17 protein-coding genes are annotated in these 16,689 nt (G+C 65.3%); 13 read left to right on the top strand and 4 right to left on the bottom strand.

Annotation, left to right across the window (positions count from 1 at the left end):
• The first annotated feature begins 161 nt into the window (after window positions 1-161).
• The 10 genes from paaX (at window position 162) to GB927_RS24695 (ending at window position 9,540) form a co-directional block, all read left to right on the top strand.
• Window positions 162-1,052 (top strand): phenylacetic acid degradation operon negative regulatory protein PaaX, encoded by an 891-nt coding sequence (gene paaX, locus GB927_RS24740; protein WP_256119900.1) that lies wholly within the window; start codon window positions 162-164, stop codon window positions 1,050-1,052.
• Between the two features lie 180 nt (window positions 1,053-1,232).
• Entirely contained in the window at window positions 1,233-2,438 is a 1,206-nt protein-coding gene (gene pcaF / locus GB927_RS24735) for a 3-oxoadipyl-CoA thiolase (protein ID WP_256119899.1), read from the top strand.
• 24 nt (window positions 2,439-2,462) lie between these two features.
• Window positions 2,463-3,467 carry a 1,2-phenylacetyl-CoA epoxidase subunit PaaA gene (paaA, locus tag GB927_RS24730; RefSeq protein ID WP_256119897.1) on the top strand — a complete coding sequence of 335 codons (1,005 nt, stop codon included), beginning with the start codon at window positions 2,463-2,465 and terminating at the stop codon, window positions 3,465-3,467.
• 13 nt (window positions 3,468-3,480) lie between these two features.
• Window positions 3,481-3,765 (top strand): 1,2-phenylacetyl-CoA epoxidase subunit PaaB, encoded by a 285-nt coding sequence (gene paaB / locus GB927_RS24725; protein WP_069061017.1) that lies wholly within the window; start codon window positions 3,481-3,483, stop codon window positions 3,763-3,765.
• Window positions 3,765-4,547 carry a 1,2-phenylacetyl-CoA epoxidase subunit PaaC gene (gene paaC / locus GB927_RS24720; protein ID WP_305112439.1) on the top strand — a complete coding sequence of 261 codons (783 nt, stop codon included), beginning with the start codon at window positions 3,765-3,767 and terminating at the stop codon, window positions 4,545-4,547. The genes paaB and paaC overlap by 1 nt, the downstream gene beginning before the upstream one ends.
• A 9-nt stretch (window positions 4,548-4,556) precedes the next feature.
• Window positions 4,557-5,081 carry a 1,2-phenylacetyl-CoA epoxidase subunit PaaD gene (gene paaD / locus GB927_RS24715; RefSeq protein WP_256119895.1) on the top strand — a complete coding sequence of 175 codons (525 nt, stop codon included), beginning with the start codon at window positions 4,557-4,559 and terminating at the stop codon, window positions 5,079-5,081.
• A 22-nt stretch (window positions 5,082-5,103) separates the two neighbouring features.
• Window positions 5,104-6,180 carry a 1,2-phenylacetyl-CoA epoxidase subunit PaaE gene (gene paaE / locus GB927_RS24710; RefSeq protein WP_256119893.1) on the top strand — a complete coding sequence of 359 codons (1,077 nt, stop codon included), beginning with the start codon at window positions 5,104-5,106 and terminating at the stop codon, window positions 6,178-6,180.
• Window positions 6,181-6,191: 11 nt separating this feature from the next.
• Entirely contained in the window at window positions 6,192-6,947 is a 756-nt protein-coding gene (locus GB927_RS24705) for a Phenylacetic acid catabolic protein (protein ID WP_256119892.1), read from the top strand.
• A gap of 12 nt (window positions 6,948-6,959) precedes the next feature.
• Window positions 6,960-9,017 (top strand): phenylacetic acid degradation bifunctional protein PaaZ, encoded by a 2,058-nt coding sequence (gene paaZ, locus GB927_RS24700; protein WP_256119890.1) that lies wholly within the window; start codon window positions 6,960-6,962, stop codon window positions 9,015-9,017.
• Between the two features lie 4 nt (window positions 9,018-9,021).
• Window positions 9,022-9,540, top strand: a complete 519-nt coding sequence (locus GB927_RS24695; protein WP_256119888.1) for an acyl-CoA thioesterase — start codon at window positions 9,022-9,024, stop codon at window positions 9,538-9,540.
• A 7-nt stretch (window positions 9,541-9,547) separates the two neighbouring features.
• Here GB927_RS24695 and GB927_RS24690 read toward each other — a convergent pair whose 3' ends face one another.
• From GB927_RS24690 to paaG, 4 genes are all read right to left on the bottom strand, one after another.
• Entirely contained in the window at window positions 9,548-10,144 is a 597-nt protein-coding gene (locus tag GB927_RS24690; RefSeq protein WP_256119887.1) for a TetR/AcrR family transcriptional regulator, read from the bottom strand.
• Between the two features lie 97 nt (window positions 10,145-10,241).
• The gene (paaK, locus tag GB927_RS24685) at window positions 10,242-11,552 is read right to left on the bottom strand and encodes a phenylacetate--CoA ligase PaaK (RefSeq protein ID WP_256119886.1); all 1,311 of its coding nucleotides are present in this window, start codon (window positions 11,550-11,552) and stop codon (window positions 10,242-10,244) included.
• 34 nt (window positions 11,553-11,586) lie between these two features.
• The gene (paaI, locus tag GB927_RS24680) at window positions 11,587-12,027 is read right to left on the bottom strand and encodes a hydroxyphenylacetyl-CoA thioesterase PaaI (RefSeq protein WP_256119885.1); all 441 of its coding nucleotides are present in this window, start codon (window positions 12,025-12,027) and stop codon (window positions 11,587-11,589) included.
• Window positions 12,024-12,812 carry a 2-(1,2-epoxy-1,2-dihydrophenyl)acetyl-CoA isomerase PaaG gene (paaG, locus tag GB927_RS24675; RefSeq protein ID WP_256119883.1) on the bottom strand — a complete coding sequence of 263 codons (789 nt, stop codon included), beginning with the start codon at window positions 12,810-12,812 and terminating at the stop codon, window positions 12,024-12,026. Before paaG ends, paaI begins: the two co-directional genes overlap by 4 nt.
• Before the next feature lie 101 nt (window positions 12,813-12,913).
• Between paaG and paaN the strand changes: the two genes are divergently transcribed.
• From paaN to GB927_RS24660, 3 genes are all read left to right on the top strand, one after another.
• Entirely contained in the window at window positions 12,914-14,575 is a 1,662-nt protein-coding gene (gene paaN, locus GB927_RS24670; protein WP_256119881.1) for a phenylacetic acid degradation protein PaaN, read from the top strand.
• A 31-nt stretch (window positions 14,576-14,606) separates the two neighbouring features.
• Entirely contained in the window at window positions 14,607-15,746 is a 1,140-nt protein-coding gene (locus GB927_RS24665; RefSeq protein ID WP_256119880.1) for an ABC transporter substrate-binding protein, read from the top strand.
• Between the two features lie 69 nt (window positions 15,747-15,815).
• A complete protein-coding gene (locus tag GB927_RS24660; protein ID WP_256119879.1) occupies window positions 15,816-16,688 on the top strand; it encodes a branched-chain amino acid ABC transporter permease in 873 nt (290 codons plus the stop codon).
• The last annotated feature ends 1 nt before the right edge of the window (window position 16,689 follow it).

The raw sequence follows: 16,689 nt of genomic DNA, 5'->3' as shown, positions 1-16,689 counted from the left end.
TTGGCTATCGGGAGACCATTGCAGATGCAGCTTAATATTTACTGACGAGAGGCGTGCCTCTGCGGCCAGGTTGCGGGATGGCCCTATCTTGTCCAACGGGCTTTGCCGGCGGGGCCATTCTGGGGTAGTCCTCGGCGCAATCGAAATCACAGGGGGCAGGTTTGCCGGAGAACGACAGGGCGGAAAGCGCATTCGGCGCGCTCATCCGGGCGATCATCGAGGAAAGCCCGCTGAAGGCCGCCGGCTTCATCGTCACCATCTATGGCGACGTGGTAGAGCCGCGCGGCGGCGTCGTGTGGACCGGCAACCTGATCGAGACCTGCGCCGATGTCGGCATCAGTGAAACGCTGGTGCGCACCGCCGTCTCGCGGCTTGTCGCCGCCGGGCAATTGTCCGGCGAGCGGGAGGGGCGCCGCAGCTTCTATCGGCTGGCAGCACCGGCGCGCACCGAATTTGCCGCCGCCGCCCGCATGCTCTTCGGCCCGCCGGAGGTGGCGGACTGGCATTTCGTGCAGTTGACGGGTTCGGCGCCGGACGAGGCGATGCAGGCGCTGGAGCGCGCCGGCCATGCGCGGCTGGGGCCGAGGCTTGCCGTCGGCGCACGACCTATGCCGTCCTTGAAACAGCCGGCCGTGCTTTTTCGGGCGGAGGTCGTGAGCGGTGAAGGCGACCTCGGCGCCTTTGCGGCCGACCACTGGAACCTTGCGCAGCATGCGGATGCCTATCGCGGCTTCATCGGAAGGTTCAGGCGGCTTGCCGATTTGCTCGGTGGCGGCGCGCGGCTGGGTGCGGCCGACAGCCTTGCCGCCCGGCTGGTGCTGGTGCATCAGTTCCGCCTCGTTGTGCTGCGTGATCCGCGCCTGCCGCAGGCAGCGCTGCCGGCGGACTGGCCGGGCGAAGAGGCGCGGCGGCTGTTCAACGATCTCTACCTTCGCCTTTCGCCCGAGGCGGACCTGCATGTGGCGCACCATTTCGTGACGGCGGATGGTGCGTTGCCCGAGGCGAGCGAGGCGACGCTGCGCCGTCTTTCGCTGTTGCGCGACGCCATCTGAGGCAGTTTTCACACGGAAAAACACCGTTTGTGCTATGATGTCAGCTGCTGGAATGAAACATCACAGAATCTGGAGAAATTGCCATTGATTTGTGACGCATTGGGTGGTAAATAACCAACCGATCGGTCGGCGAATGTTTCGGGAGAGGCAAGCCGGCCCTCGGTACAGGGAGGAAACCGCGTGTCCGAAGCCTTTATCTGCGATGCTGTCCGTACCCCCATCGGCCGTTATGGCGGCCTGTTGTCGTCGGTCCGTGCCGACGATCTGGCGGCCCTGCCGCTTTCGGGCCTGATGGCACGCAATCCGGACGTCGACTGGTCGAAGGTCGATGACCTCATCTATGGCTGCGCCAACCAGGCCGGCGAGGACAACCGCAATGTCGGCCGCATGGCCGTGCTGCTCTCCGGCCTTCCCGTTTCCATTCCCGCCACCACCGTCAACCGCCTCTGCGGCTCCGGCATGGATGCCGTCGGCATGGCCGCCCGCGCCATCCGCGCGGGAGACTGCGATTTCGTCATCGCCGGCGGCGTCGAGAGCATGAGCCGCGCGCCCTTCGTCATGCCGAAGGCTGAAAGCGCCTTCTCCCGCACCAACGCCGTCTATGACACGACGATCGGCTGGCGTTTCGTCAACCCGAAGATGAAGAAGGCGTTCGGCGTCGATTCCATGCCGGAAACGGCCGACAACGTCGCCACCGATTTTGCCGTCAGCCGCGAGGACCAGGACGCCTTTGCCGCCCGCAGCCAGGCCCGTTGGGCCACCGCGCACGAGGGCGGTATTTTTGCCGATGAGATCGTGCCCGTCCATGTGCCGCAGAAGAAGGGCGATGCGCTCGTGGTCGACCGCGACGAACATCCGCGTCCCGGCACGACCGCCGAGCAGCTCGGCAAGCTCAAGGGCGTCAACGGCCCGGACCTGTCCGTCACCGCAGGCAATGCCTCGGGCGTCAATGACGGCGCGGCTGCGCTGCTCATCGCCAGCGAAGCCGTTGCCAAGGCGCAAGGCCTAACGCCGAAAGCGCGTGTCGTCGCGATGGCGGCTGCTGGTCTTGAGCCGCGCATCATGGGCTTCGGTCCCGCGCCGGCGGTGCGCCGGGTGCTGGAACGCGCCGGCCTGTCGCTCGGCCAGATGGACGTCATCGAACTCAACGAGGCCTTCGCCTCGCAGGCGCTCGCCGTGCTACGTGATCTCGGCCTGCCGGACGACGCCCCGCATGTGAACCCGAACGGCGGCGCCATCGCCATCGGCCATCCGCTCGGCATGAGCGGCGCGCGGCTCGTGACGACAGCCACCTATCAGCTCCATCGCCAGGGCGGGCGTTATGCACTCTGTACCATGTGCATCGGCGTCGGCCAGGGCATTGCCATCATTCTCGAACGCGTCTGACGCGCACAGCCTGAGGAGAAGACCATGTATGCACAGATGGTAAAGACTGACGCGGCCCGCGTCCGGTCCCTCGACGAGATGGATCCCGTGGAGCGCGCCTTCCAGGAGCGCGTCGACGCCGGCCAGAAGATCGAGCCGAAGGAGTGGATGCCGGAAGGTTATCGCAAGACGCTGGTGCGCCAGATCAGCCAGCACGCCCATTCGGAAATCGTCGGCCAGCTGCCGGAAGGCAACTGGATTTCCCGCGCGCCAACCCTGGAGCGCAAGGCGATCCTGCTTGCTAAAGTGCAGGACGAGGCGGGCCACGGCCTCTACCTCTACTGCGCCGCCGAAACGCTCGGCATCAGCCGCGACCAGATGTACGAGCAGCTGCATTCCGGCAAGGCGAAATATTCCTCGATCTTCAACTATCCGACGCTCACTTGGGCCGATATCGGCGCGATCGGCTGGCTGGTCGATGGTGCGGCGATCATGAACCAGGTGCCGTTGCAGCGCTGTTCCTACGGCCCCTATGCGCGGGCCATGGTGCGCATCTGCAAGGAAGAAAGCTTTCACCAGCGCCAGGGTTATGACGCCCTGATGCGCATGGTGAAGGGCACGCCGGCCCAGAAGGCGATGGTGCAGGACGCACTGAACCGCTGGTGGTGGCCGTCCTTGATGATGTTCGGCCCCTCGGACGATGCCTCCGTGCATTCGGCCCAGTCGATGGCCTGGAAGATCAAGCAGAATTCCAACGATGAGCTGCGCCAGAAATTCGTGGACCAGACCGTGCCGCAGGCCAAATATCTCGGCCTCACCGTGCCGGACCCGGACCTCAAGTGGAACGAGGAAAAGGGCGGCCACGATTTCGGCGAGCCGGACTGGGAAGAATTCTTCAACGTGATCGCCGGCAACGGTCCCTGCAATGCGGAGCGCCTCGACGCCCGCAAGAAGGCCTGGAATGACGGCGCCTGGTTCCGCGACGGCCTGACGGCCCATGCCGAAAAGGCCGCGGACCGCCGCGCCGCCGCAAAAATCGCCGCCGAGTAAGGGAGAGAGCACGATGTCCAGCGAATGGCCGCTTTGGGAAGTCTTCATCCGGGGTCAGCACGGCCTCAACCATCGCCATGTCGGCAGCCTGCACGCGCCCGATGCCGAAATGGCGATCAACAATGCGCGCGACGTCTATACGCGTCGCAACGAGGGTGTCAGCATCTGGGTGGTGCGGTCGTCCGAGATCACCGCCAGCGCGCCCTCGGAAAAAGGTCCGCTGTTCGACCCGTCGAATTCCAAAGTCTACCGTCACCCGACCTTCTTCGACATTCCGGATGAAGTGGGGCACATGTGATGGCGACCGCGGCGCTTGAACCGGCGGTCGATCGGGCCGCGCTTCTCGAATTCCTGCTGCGCATCGGCGACAATGCGCTGATCCTCGGCCATCGCGTTTCCGAATGGTGCGGGCATTCGCCCGCGCTGGAAGAGGATATCGCGCTCGCCAACACCGCACTCGACCTGATCGGCCAGACGCAGCTCTGGCTCGGCCTTGCCGGCGAGGTGGAGGGCAAGGGCCGCTCGGCGGACGACCTCGCCTATCTGCGCGATGGCTACGACTTCCGCAACATCCTGCTCGTCGAGCGCCCGAACGGCGATTTCGGCAAGACGCTGATGCGGCAGTTCCTGTTCGATGCCTGGCATTATCTGCTGCTGAAGGCGCTGAAAGGTTTGACCGAGAAACGCATCGCCGAGATCGCGGAAAAGGCCTTCAAGGAGGTCTCCTACCATCTCGACCGCAGCCGCGACCTCGTCATCCGCCTCGGCGACGGCACGGCGGAAAGCCACCGTCGCATGCAGGAGGCGCTGGACGACCTCTGGCCCTATACGGGCGAGATGTTCGCCGCCGACGCGGTGGATGCGGCCCTCGTGGAAGCCGGCGTCATCCCCGAACCGCAGAGCCTGAAGGCCGGCTGGGACGAGATCGTGGCCGAAGCACTGACCGAAGGCACGCTGAAGAAGCCCGCTGACGGCTACATGCACAAGGGCGGCCGGCGCGGCGTGCACACGGAGCATCTCGGTTTCATCCTGTCGGAGATGCAGTTCCTCCAGCGCGCCTATCCGGGCGCCACCTGGTAGGGGGCGGCCATGGACCCGGCGCTCCGTCCCTCGATCGATGAGGTCTGGCACTGGCTGGCTGAAGTGCCGGATCCGGAAATCCCGGTGATCTCGCTCACCGACCTCGGCATCATCCGCGATGTCGTCTGGCGGGACGATACGCTGGTGGTGACGGTGACGCCGACCTATTCCGGCTGTCCCGCCACGACGATCATCAATCTCGATATCGAGACGGCGCTGGCCGAAAAAGGTCTTTCGAAGGTGCGGCTGGAACGCCAGCTCTCGCCCGCCTGGACGACCGACTGGATCAGCGCCGAGGGTCGCGAAAAACTGCGCGACTACGGCATCGCCCCGCCGATCGACGGCACGGCGGCCGATGGCGTGCTGATGAAACGCGTCGACCGGCTTTCGGGCCGCTCGAACCTGACGATCGCCTGTCCGCGCTGCGGATCGACGAACACCGAAAAGATCAGCCAGTTCGGCTCGACGCCCTGCAAGGCGAGCTATCGCTGCACCGACTGCCTGGAACCGTTCGACTATTTTAAGTGCATCTGACCCATAGGGAGAGGGCCTACGCATGGCACGTTTTCATCCCCTGACCGTAACCGATGTTCGCCGCGAGACGCGCGATGCGGTCGTGGTCACGCTTAGGCCCGCCGACGAGGACCGCGCCGTCTTCGATTTCACGCAAGGCCAGTACCTGACCTTCCGCCGCAAATTCGAGGACGAGGAGCTGCGCCGCTCCTACTCGATCTGCGCCGGCAAGGATGAAGGCGTGCTGAAGGTCGGCATCAAGCGCGTCGATGGCGGCTGCTTCTCCACCTGGGTCAACGAAAACCTGAAGCCCGGCGACACGCTGGAAGCCATGCCGCCGATGGGCGCCTTCTTCACGGCGCTGGAGCCCGAAACGGCCAAACACTATCTCGGCTTTGCCGGCGGCAGCGGCATCACGCCCGTGCTCTCGATCATCAAGACGGTGCTGTCGCGCGAGCCGCGCGCCCGCTTCACGCTGGTCTATGCCAACCGGCAGATCAGCTCGATCATGTTCCGCGAGGAGCTGGAGGACCTGAAGAACATCTATCTCGGCCGCCTCTCCGTGCTGCATGTGCTGGAGAGCGAGGCGCAGGATATCGACCTCTTCACCGGCCGCATCGATGGCGCGAAATGCGCGGCGCTGTTCAAGAACTGGATCGACCCCAGGTCGGTGACGACGGCCTTCATCTGCGGCCCGGAGCCAATGATGCTGGCGATTGCCGCAGCGCTGCGCGAGCACGGCCTGCGCGACGACCAGATCAAGTTCGAACTCTTCGCCTCCTCGCAGCCCGGGCGCGCGCAGCGCAAGGTGGAGCAGGTCAACGGTGCTGATCACGCCGCCGCCTGCGAGGCGACCGTCACGCTCGATGGCGCAACCCGCATCTTCAAGTTCCCCAAGCACGGCCAGAGCCTGCTCGACGCAGCGCTCGAAAACGCCATGGACGCGCCTTACGCCTGCAAGGCCGGTGTCTGTTCCACCTGCCGCGCCAAGGTTCTGGAAGGTGAAGTCGAGATGGAGACCAACCACGCGCTGGAAGATTACGAGGTGCGCCAGGGTTATGTGCTGACCTGCCAGTGCTATCCGCTCACCGACCGCATCGTCGTCAGCTACGACCAGTAAGGGGAACGCGCATGTCCGATACGATGCCGATCGAGGATTATCTGGCGCAAGGCGGCGTGCTGTCGTCGCCGGCCAATGTGCCGCCGCGCTATCGTGGCGAGCTGCTGCGCCTGATGGCGAGTTTCGTCGACAGCGAGCTTGCGGGTTCCGCTGGTTTTGCCGATACGATCAACGATGCGCCGGGCATCCAGGAGCGCATCTCCGCCGCCCGTATCGTGCTGGAAAAGGCCGATCACGCCGGCAAGGTGCTGCGGGTGATGGAAACCTTTGGCGCGGATGGCGGGCGTTATGCCGTGCATCATCCCTGGGCCGTGCGGCTCGCCCGCGAGGCGGATATCGGCGCGGCGCGACAGGGTGGCGACATGCGCCTTTCCGTCTTCCACTATCCGCTGGAAGGCTGGGTGGATGCCGTGGTCATGAACGTGCTGATGGGCCGGGCGAGCGTCGTGCAGCTCAAGGAATTGTCGCGCGTCTCCTACCAGCCGCTCGCCGAGGTTTTTCGCGCCATCCTGCCGCGCGAGACGCGGCATGCGGAACTCGGCCTCGCGGGCCTCATCCGTATCGTCGATGATGTGGAAGGCCGCGCAAAGGCCAAGGCCTCCGTCGCCTACTGGTATCCGCACGTCGCCGCCAGTTTTGGCCATTCCGGCTCGGCCCGCTTCGAGACGCAGTCGCGTTTCGGCCTGCGGCACACACCCAACGAGACCCTGCTTGCCGAATGGCGGGCGGAGGTCGACGCGCAGCTTTCTGCGCTCGGACTGAAGTGAGAGGATAATGAGATGAATGTCATGGCAAACCGGCCGCGCCGGCTCGAAAGCTATGTCGGCGGCCATTGGGTCGCCGGTGCGAAGGAAGGCGTGCCGCTGCTGGATGCCTCGACGGGCGCCCCGGTGGCCTTCATCGATTCCACCGGCGTGGATTTCAAGGCGGCGCTCGCCTATGGCCGCGAAAAAGGTGGCCCGGCGCTGCGGCGCCTCTCCTTCCACGAACGTGCCGCCATGCTGAAGGCGCTCGGCCAGGCCCTGATGGAACGGAAGGAAGAGTTTTATGCGCTTTCGACCGCCACCGGCGCCACCCGCGCCGACAGCTGGGTCGACATCGAAGGCGGTATCGGCACGCTGCTGTCCTACGCTTCCAAGGGCCGGCGCGAATTGCCGAACACCCGCGTGCTGCTTGACGGCGATGTGGAGCTGCTTTCCAAGGATGGCACCTTTTCCGCGCAGCATATCCTGAGCCCGTTACAGGGCGTAGCAGTGCATATCAACGCCTTCAACTTCCCCTGCTGGGGCATGCTGGAAAAGCTGGCGCCGACGCTGCTCGCCGGGGTCCCGGCCATCGTCAAGCCGGCGAGCCAGACAGCCTATCTCACCGAACTCATGGTTCGCCGTATCGTCGAAACCCGTATTTTGCCGGAAGGTGCCTTGCAGCTCGTCTGCGGTTCGGTCGGCGATCTGCTCGACCATGTCGAAGGCCAGGATGCCGTGACCTTCACCGGATCGGCCTCGACCGGCCAACGTCTCAAGACGCACAAGGCGATCGTCGAAAACTCCGTGCGCTTCACCATGGAGGCCGACAGCCTCAATGCCGCCGTGCTTGGCCTCGACGCCGCGCCCGGCACGGAGGAGTTCGACCTCTTCGTCAAGGAAGTCGCGCGCGAGATGACGGTGAAAGCGGGGCAGAAGTGCACCGCGATCCGCCGCGTCATCGCGCCGCGCGCTTTTAGCGAGGCGCTCATCGAAAGCCTGCGCGCCCGTCTCGGCAAGACGGCGCTCGGCAATCCGGCGGACGAGGCCGTCCGCATGGGTCCGCTCGCCAGCCTCGACCAGCGCGAGGAGGTTCGCGCCCGCATTCGCGATCTCTCCGCCGATGCGGAAATCGTTGCCGGCAATCCGGACAATCCGAGCATCACATCCGGCGATTCGACGGCCGGCGCCTTCCTCAACCCGGTGCTGCTCTATTGCGACAAGCCGGGTTCTGCCCGCGCTATCCACGATGTCGAGGCTTTTGGCCCGGTCAGCACCGTGATGCCCTATGACACCGCGGAAGAAGCGGTGGACCTCGCCCGACGCGGCAAGGGCAGCCTCGTCGCCTCGGTCTTCACCAATGATCCGGCCTTTGCTGAAGAGGTCGTCCTGGGCCTTGCGCCGTTCCACGGCCGCGTGATGATCGGCAACCGCGTCAGCGCCAAGTCGTCCACCGGTCACGGTTCGCCGCTGCCGGGCCTCGTTCATGGCGGCCCCGGCCGCGCGGGTGGCGGCGAGGAACTGGGCGGCATGCGCGGCGTCAAGCACTACATGCAGCGCACCGCCATCCAGGGCGCGCCGACCCTGCTTTCCGCCGTCACCGGCCGCTGGCTTCCGGGGGCCGAGGCGCGGGCGGGCGGCGAACACCCGTTCCGCAAGTCGCTGGCCGAGCTCAAGATCGGCGACCAGCTCATCACAGCGACGCGCACGGTGACGCTCGACGATATCGAGCATTTCGCGAATTTCACCGGCGATACATTCTACGCCCATATGGACGAGGAAGCCGCCAAGGCGAACCCGTTCTTCGACGGGCGCGTGGCGCATGGCTATCTCATCGTCTCCTTCGCCGCCGGCCTCTTCGTCGATCCTGCGCCCGGCCCGGTTCTCGCCAATTACGGCGTCGATAACCTGCGCTTCCTGACACCGGTCAATCCGGGTGATACGCTGAAGGTGCAGCTCACCTGCAAGGAGATCAATCCGCGCGCCAATGCCGAACACGGCGAAGTGCGCTGGGATTGCAACGTGACGAACCAGACGGGCGCCACCGTCGCGCAATACGATGTTCTGACGATGGTGGCCAAAACGAGAGAGTGACCGCATGACGCCGATCGAGCAGGACCCGCGCCGCCTGGAAATGACCGTGTTGATGACGCCCGACATGGCGAATTTTTCCGGAAAGGTTCACGGCGGCGCGCTGCTCAACCTGCTCGATCGCGTCGCTTTCTCCTGCGCGTCGCGCTTTTCGCAGCAATATGCGGTGACGCTTTCGGTCGACCAGGTGATGTTCAAGGAACCGATCAATGTCGGTGAACTCGTCACCTTCCGCGCATCGATCAACCATACGGGGCGCACCTCCATGGAGGTCGGCATCCGCGTCGAGGCGGAAAACATCCGCACCGGCCATCGCCGTCACACCAATTCCTGTTATTTCACGATGGTCGCGGTCGACGAGGCCGGGAGGCCGGTGCGCGTGCCGGAGCTGGAGCCGAAGAGCACGGTCGATATCCGGCGCTACAAGGCGGCGGAGTTGCGGCGCACGCTGCGGCGCGAGTTCGCAGAGCGGCTGGAATCGGTCGCCGCGACGGGCAAGGATGTCGAGCGGTCGGAGGACGGTTAGGTAAGGCTTACGTAACGGCCTTGACGCCCTCAAGGATCAGCGTCGTCGCGATATCCGCATATTCGTCCCGCGTGATCGGCCCGTTCGGGCGGAACCACATGTAGACCCAGTTCATCATGCCAAAGAGCGACATGGTGACGGGCATCAGCAGCGGGCGGTCCTTGTTGAGGTCCGGGTTGATGTCGCGGATGACGCCGGAGAAGCGTTTCACGATCTGCCGCTCGATCGCCTGCAATTCGGCGAGTTGCGCTTCGGACAACGCGCTGGTGCCGTTGAGCTGAACCTTGTGCTCGTTGTCGCGGCCCTCGTAATTCGCCAGCACGGCCTTGACTAGCAGGCGCAGCCGCTCCTGCGGCGCGACGTCGGGGCGGTCGGCGGCTTCGATTGCGCTTTCCAGTTCCGAAAGGTGCGTGCGCACGATGTCGAAGATCAGCGCGTCCTTGCTCGGGTAATAGTGGTAGAGCAGGGCCTTGGAGACGTTGCTGTGCGAGGCGATCAGCGACATGGAGGCCTTCTCCATGCCCATCTCGGCGAAGACCGCCGCGGCACTCGACAGAATGCCCCGCTGTTTTTCCTCGAAATCCACTGCGCGCGTGCGTGCCATGTCGTCCTGCTCTGCTTATTCCAGGCTGATTGGGTCGCGGGAAGGGCGGCCGCCCTTCCTATACACAGTCAAGCCGGTGCCGGGCTATCCCGGCGTTTCATTCTTTCGGGCGGTTATCGACCACACGTTTTGCCTTGCCCTCGGAGCGCGCCACGCCGCCCGGCTCGTGCACGAGGATCTTGGTGGAGACGCCGACCACGCTCTTGATGTGGTGGGCGAGTTCCTTGGCCGATCCCGCCCGCGCGCCTTCGTCGGTCGCGTCCAGCGTACATTCGACATGGACCGTCATATTGTCCATACGGCCGGTGCGGGTCAGCTCGATCTGGAAATGCGGTGCCAGCCCGCGACATTTCAGGATCTGCTCCTCGATCTGTGTCGGGAAGACGTTGACACCGCGCAGGATCATCATGTCGTCGGAGCGGCCGGTGATCTTTTCCATGCGGCGCATGGCGCGGGCGGTGCCGGGCAGGAGCCGCGTCAGGTCGCGCGTGCGGTAGCGGATGATGGGCAGGCCTTCCTTGGTGAGCGTGGTGAAGACCAGTTCGCCCATCTCGCCATCCGGCAGCACGTCGCCCGTCACAGGGTCGATGATCTCGGGGTAGAAATGGTCTTCCCAGATGTGCAGCCCGTCCTTCGTCTCGACGCATTCGTTGGCGACGCCCGGACCCATGACTTCCGAAAGCCCGTAGATGTCGACGGCGTGCATGTCGAAGGCCTGCTCGATCTCTTCGCGCATAGCGTTCGTCCAGGGCTCGGCGCCGAAAATGCCGACCGCGAGCGAGCTTTCGCGCGGGTCGATGCCATGCTTGCGGAATTCGTCGAGGATGGAGAGCATGTAGGAGGGGGTGACCATGATGATGCGCGGCTTGAAATCCTGCATCAGCGTGACCTGGCGCTCCGTCATGCCGCCGGAAATCGGCACCACGGTGCAGCCGAGCTTCTCTGCGCCATAGTGCGCGCCGAGGCCGCCGGTGAAGAGGCCGTAGCCATAGGCGACATGCACGATATCGCCGGCCCGGCCGCCCGAAGCGCGGATCGAGCGGGCGACGACGGTCGCCCAGGTGTCGATGTCCTTGGCCGTGTAGCCGACGACGGTCGGCTTGCCGGTCGTGCCGGAGGAGGCGTGGATGCGGGCGAGCTTTTCGCGCGGCACGGCGAACATGCCGAAGGGATAGGTGTCGCGCAGGTCCTTCTTGGTGGTGAAGGGGAATTTCGCGAGGTCCGACAGGGTCTTGAGGTCGGAGGGGTGTGCGCCGGCCTCGTCGAAGCGCTGACGGTAGAAGGGGGAATTCTCGTAGGCGTGGGTCAGCGACCATTTCATGCGCTCAAGCTGCAGCGCGGAAATCTCGTCGCGCGACGCCGTCTCGATGGCTTCGAGCTCGCCGGGGCGGGGGGACAGGTCTTCCATGGAAATCTCCTCCGAGAATGCGGGATGGTCTGCCTCACTCCGGCAGATGGGTGCCCTTGACTGTTCGCGAGTGGCCGCGGAATTCCGCGACGTGCTCGCCCTCCTGATTGGTGATGCGGATATCGTAGATGCCGCCCCGCCCGCGGCGCGACACTTCCCGCGCCGTCGCCGTCAGCCGGTCGCCCCGGAAAGCCGGTGCGAGGAACGTTACCGAACAGTGCTGGGCGACGGTGCGCTGGTTGTAGGTGTTGCAGGCAAAGGCAAAGGCGGAATCCGCCAGCGTGAACATGTAGCCGCCATGGCAGGTGCCGTGGCCGTTGGTCATGGTTTGCGCAATCGTCATGGTGATCGTCGCCTCGCCGGGGGCGACGGAGACGAGCTCCATGCCGAGATGGCGGGTGGCGTTGTCGTCGTCCCACATGGCTTTTGCGCAGGCTTCGGCCAGCGCCTGCGGGGAAAGGCCGGCGGCGCTCATTTGCCCTTGAACTCCGGCTTGCGCTTTTCGAGGAAGGCGGAGACGCCTTCCGCATAGTCGGCGCTGCGGCCGGCCTCGCGTTGCAGGTCGCGTTCAAGGTCGAGCTGTTCGTCGAGCGAATTCGTGGCGGCGGCCTGGATGGCGCGCTTCGTCATGCCGAGGCCGCGGGTCGGGCCCGCGGCGAGGCGGGTGGCGAGTGCGGTTGCCTCTTCCATCAGCTTGTCGTCGTCGACGGCACGCCAGATGAGGCCCCAGTCGGCGGCGGTATCGGCGCCTAGCGGTTCGGCGGTCAGCGTCAGCGCCTTGGCGCGGGCCTCGCCGATGAGGCGCGGCAGGCTCCAGGTGCCGCCGGAATCCGGCACGAGGCCGATCTTGGCGAAGGCCTGGATGAAGCGGGCGGAGCTGGCGGCGAGCGTGATGTCGCAGGCAAAGGCGATGTTGGCGCCGGCCCCGGCGGCGACGCCGTTGACGGCGCAGATCACCGGCTTTTCGAGGCTGCGGATGAGGCGCAGCAGGGGATTGTAATAGGTCTCGATCGTGTGGCCGAGGTCGGGTACGCCCTTCTTCGGGTCGCGGTCGCCAAGATCCTGGCCTGCGCAAAACCCGCGGCCGGCGCCGGTCAGCAGCACGGCGCGCACGCTCTCGTCCGCATGCGCCTGCTCGAAGCCGGCGCGCAGTGCAAGGTGCATCTCTTCGTTGAAGGCGTTGAGCTTGTCCGGGCGGTTCAGCGTGAGGCTGAGGACGCCATCGGCGAGCGCCGACAGAATGGTGTCGGATTGAGACATTTTTCCTCCCTGTCGCCCTTCCCAGCGGCGACCGTAAAAAAACTCTTGCATAAACCGACCGGTCAGTCAATTATAAAAGCACTGACTGGGAGGAGCCAGAGATGACCGGACTTTTCGAGCGCCATCGCCCGACGCTGCAAGCGGCCCTTGCTGCCGCCGTCAAGCGTGACTTCTGGTCCGCCTATCCCGAAGTCCCGAGCGGCAAGATCTATGGCGAGACCGCCAAGGACGACGGCCTCGCTGCCTATGAGGCGCGGCTCGGCAAAGCCTTCGAGCTGCCCGACCATCCGTCGGAAGGCATGGTCGGTGCGGAAGTCTCGCCTTACGGATCGTCCCTCGGCACCACCTATCCCGCCGCTTCCGCCGACATGCTGATCATGGCCTCGCGCGCCGCCGCGCCGCAATGGGCCGCCGCCGCGCCGGAGGTGCGCACCGGCATCTGTCTCGAAATCCTTGCCCGCCTCAATGCCCGCAGTTTCGAGATGGCGAATGCCGTCATGCACACAACCGGCCAGGCCTTCGCCATGGCCTTTCAGGCTGGCGGGCCGCATGCACAGGACCGCGGCCTCGAAGCCGTGGCCTATGCCTATGCCGAGATGAGTCGCATACCGGCGCAGGCGACCTGGACCAAGCCGCAGGGCAGGGGCGAGCCGATCGTCATGGAAAAACACTGGCGTATCCTGCCGCGCGGCGTTTCGCTTGTCATCGGCTGCAACACCTTCCCGACCTGGAACAGCTATCCCGGCCTTTTCGCCAGCCTTGCCACCGGCAACACCGTCATCGTCAAGCCGCATCCGGCCGCGATCCTGCCGCTCGCCATCACCGTCGAGATCGCCCGACAGGTGCTGGTGGAGGAGGGTTTTGCCGCCGATATCGTGCTGCTCGCCGCCGATGCGCCCAGTGCCGAAATCACCAAGGACCTCGTGCAGCATCCGGCGGTCGCCATCGTCGACTACACTGGCTCCAACAGCTTTGGCAGCTGGGTGCGTGAAAACGCCGGCGGCGCCGATGTCTATACGGAGGAAGCCGGCGTCAATTCCATCGTGATCGGCGCCACCGACAATTTCGCCGGCATGTGCGGCAACATCGCCTTTTCGCTGTCGCTCTATAGCGGTCAGATGTGCACCGCGCCGCAGGATATTTTCGTGCCCCGCGGCGGCATCGAGACGGATGAGGGCCACAAGAGTTTTAACGAGGTCGCGGCCGGAATCGCCGCTGCAGTCGATGGCTTGTTGGCCGATCCGGCGCGCGCCGCCGGCGTCTGCGGGGCCATCGCCAACCCGGCGACGCTCGCCCGCATTGCCACGAGCCGGCCGCTTGGCCGCATCGTGCGCGACTCGGGGTCCGTGGAAGGCCTGGACGATGCGCGCACCGCGACCCCGCTGATCCTCGCCGTCGATGCGGCGGATGCGGAGGCCTATGGGGAGGAGCGTTTCGGGCCGATAGCCTTCGTCGTCGCGGTCGATGACGTGACCGACGGTGTGAACCGCGCCGCTGACCTCGCCGAGCGCAAGGGCGCCATTACTGCTGCCCTCTACGAGACGGACGAGGCGCATATCCTCGCCGCCGCCGATCGTTTCGCAACGGCGGGCGTCAATCTTTCGGTCAACCTGACCGGCGGCATCTATGTGAACCAGAGCGCCGCCTTCAGCGATTTCCACGTCACCGGTGCGAACCCCGCGGGCAATGCCAGCCTGACGGATGCGGCTTTCGTCGCCAACCGGTTCCGCGTGGTGATGTGGCGTCGCCCCGCGGCGGCGTAAACCTTTGTCTTTGTTGGGAGGAGAAACCGACATGAAACTTTCGCTCACCACAACTGCGCTTGCTCTCGTGCTCGGCCTTGCCGCGCCGGCCCTTGCCGATATCAAGATCGGCGCCACCATTTCCGAAACCGGCCCCGCCTCCTTCCTCGGCGATCCGGAGGCGAAAACGCTGAAGATGCTGGTCGAGGAGATCAATGCGGCCGGCGGCGTCAACGGCGAGAAGCTGGAACTCGTCATCTATGACGACGGCGGCGACCCGAACAAGGCGCGCACCTTCGCCACCCGCCTCGTCGAGGACGACGAAGTGGTCGCCGTGATCGGCGGCACGACGACCGGCACCTCCATGGCCATCATCCCGGTCTTCGAAGATGCGGAAGTGCCCTTCATCTCGCTTGCCGGCGCCATCGAGATCATCGATCCCGTCAAACCCTATACCTTCAAGACGCCGCACACGGACCGCATGGCCTGTGCGAAAATCTTCGAAGACATGAAGAAGGCCGGCATCAGCAACATCGGCATGATCTCCGGCTCCGACGGTTTTGGCGCCTCGATGCACAAGCAGTGCCTCGCGATCATCGGCGACTACGGCATCGAGGTTCTGGCTGACGAGACCTATGGCCCGACCGACGCCGACATGACGCCGCAGCTCACCAACATCAAGGGCAAGGAGGGCATCCAGGCCGTGCTGAACCCGGGCTTCGGCCAGGGGCCGGCGATCGTCACGCGCAACTATGCCCAGCTTGCCGTCGGCCTGCCGCTCTACCAGTCGCATGGCGTCGCTTCGGATGGTTTCATCGAGCTTGCCGGGGCCGAGGCCGCGGAAGGCGTTCGCCTGCCGGGCACGGCGCTGCTCGTCGCCGGCCTGCTGCCGGAAAGCGACCCGCAGCGCGCCGTGGTCGTCGCCTATAAGGAAGCCTATGAGAAGGCGACCGGCAAGCCGGTCTCGACCTTCGGCGGTTATGCCCATGATGCGCTGCGCATCCTCGTCGATGCGATCAAGCGGGCGGGCAGCGCCGAGCCGTCGGCGATCCGCGATGCGATCGAAGGCACGTCCGGCCTCGTCGGCACGACGGGCACGGTGACCATGTCGGCGGAGGATCACCTCGGCCTCGATCTCTCGGCGTTCCGCATGCTGCAGATCGAAAAGGGCGGCTGGAAGATCGTCGAATAATCCTCTCGTGCCACCGGCCTGCACGATGGTGCGGCCGGCGGAACCATCGCGCGGACCGCGGAGGCATCCATGCCCGAACTCCTGCAATTCCTTCTGTCCGGGATCACGGTCGGCGCGGTCTATGCGCTGGTCGCCCTCGGCTTCACGATCATCTACAACGCTTCCGACGTCGTGAACTTCGCCCAGGGCGAGTTCGTCATGCTCGGCGGCATGATCACCTTCTTCGCGCATGCCGCCGGCCTGCCGCTGCCGCTTGCCGCACTCATCGCCATCATCGTGACGGCGGGCATCGGCGTGGCGCTCAACAAGCTCGCCATCGAGCCCGCGCGCGGCGCGCCGGTCGTCTCGCTCATCATCATCACTATCGGTGCTTCCATCTTCATTCGCGGCGCGACGCAGCTCGTCTTCGACAAGCAGATCCATCGCTTCCCGGCCTTCTCCGGCGACCAGCCGATCCTCATCGGCGGCGCGACCATCCTGCCGCAGAGCCTGTGGGTCATCGCCGGCGCGCTCGCCGTCTTCGTCTGTCTCTGGCTGTTCTTCACGCGCACGCTGATCGGCCGCGCCGTGCTGGCGACGGCGAACAACCGCGTCGCCGCGCAGCTCGTCGGCATCAACACGAATTATGTGATGACGCTCTCCTTCGCCATGTCCGCCGCCATCGGGGCGCTCGCTGGCGTGCTGGTGACGCCGATCACGCTGACGAGCTACGATGTCGGCCTCGCGCTGGCGCTCAAAGGGTTTGCCGCCGCCATGCTCGGCGGCATGGGTAACCCCAAGGGCGCGCTGGTCGGCGGCCTGCTGCTCGGCATTCTTGAGGCGATGACGGCCGGCTATATCAGCTCGCAGTATAAGGACGCGGCCGCGTTCGTCGTCATTCTCGCGGTGCTCTTCGCCATGCCGCAGGGCCTGTTCGGCCGCAAGTCGACGGATCGGGTGTGAC

It is taken from the genome of Shinella lacus, assembly GCF_010994755.1.
GTDB classification, from domain to species: Bacteria; Pseudomonadota; Alphaproteobacteria; order Rhizobiales; family Rhizobiaceae; genus Shinella; species Shinella lacus.
Note: the sequence above shows the minus strand (reverse complement) of the source record. Positions and strands in the feature narration are given on the sequence as shown.

Bases quoted from the DNA above. Each gene is read 5' to 3' on its own strand.
- paaA (WP_256119897.1), top strand. From the start codon at position 2,463: ATGTATGCACAGATGGTAAAGACTGACGCGGCCCGCGTCCGGTCCCTC.
- paaB (WP_069061017.1), top strand. From the start codon at position 3,481: ATGTCCAGCGAATGGCCGCTTTGGGAAGTCTTCATCCGGGGTCAGCAC.
- paaC (WP_305112439.1), top strand. From the start codon at position 3,765: ATGGCGACCGCGGCGCTTGAACCGGCGGTCGATCGGGCCGCGCTTCTC.
- paaD (WP_256119895.1), top strand. From the start codon at position 4,557: ATGGACCCGGCGCTCCGTCCCTCGATCGATGAGGTCTGGCACTGGCTG.
- paaE (WP_256119893.1), top strand. From the start codon at position 5,104: ATGGCACGTTTTCATCCCCTGACCGTAACCGATGTTCGCCGCGAGACG.
- GB927_RS24705 (WP_256119892.1), top strand. From the start codon at position 6,192: ATGTCCGATACGATGCCGATCGAGGATTATCTGGCGCAAGGCGGCGTG.
- paaZ (WP_256119890.1), top strand. From the start codon at position 6,960: ATGAATGTCATGGCAAACCGGCCGCGCCGGCTCGAAAGCTATGTCGGC.
- GB927_RS24695 (WP_256119888.1), top strand. From the start codon at position 9,022: ATGACGCCGATCGAGCAGGACCCGCGCCGCCTGGAAATGACCGTGTTG.
- GB927_RS24690 (WP_256119887.1), bottom strand. From the start codon at position 10,144: ATGGCACGCACGCGCGCAGTGGATTTCGAGGAAAAACAGCGGGGCATT.
- paaK (WP_256119886.1), bottom strand. From the start codon at position 11,552: ATGGAAGACCTGTCCCCCCGCCCCGGCGAGCTCGAAGCCATCGAGACG.
- paaI (WP_256119885.1), bottom strand. From the start codon at position 12,027: ATGAGCGCCGCCGGCCTTTCCCCGCAGGCGCTGGCCGAAGCCTGCGCA.
- paaG (WP_256119883.1), bottom strand. From the start codon at position 12,812: ATGTCTCAATCCGACACCATTCTGTCGGCGCTCGCCGATGGCGTCCTC.
- paaN (WP_256119881.1), top strand. From the start codon at position 12,914: ATGACCGGACTTTTCGAGCGCCATCGCCCGACGCTGCAAGCGGCCCTT.
- GB927_RS24665 (WP_256119880.1), top strand. From the start codon at position 14,607: ATGAAACTTTCGCTCACCACAACTGCGCTTGCTCTCGTGCTCGGCCTT.
- GB927_RS24660 (WP_256119879.1), top strand. From the start codon at position 15,816: ATGCCCGAACTCCTGCAATTCCTTCTGTCCGGGATCACGGTCGGCGCG.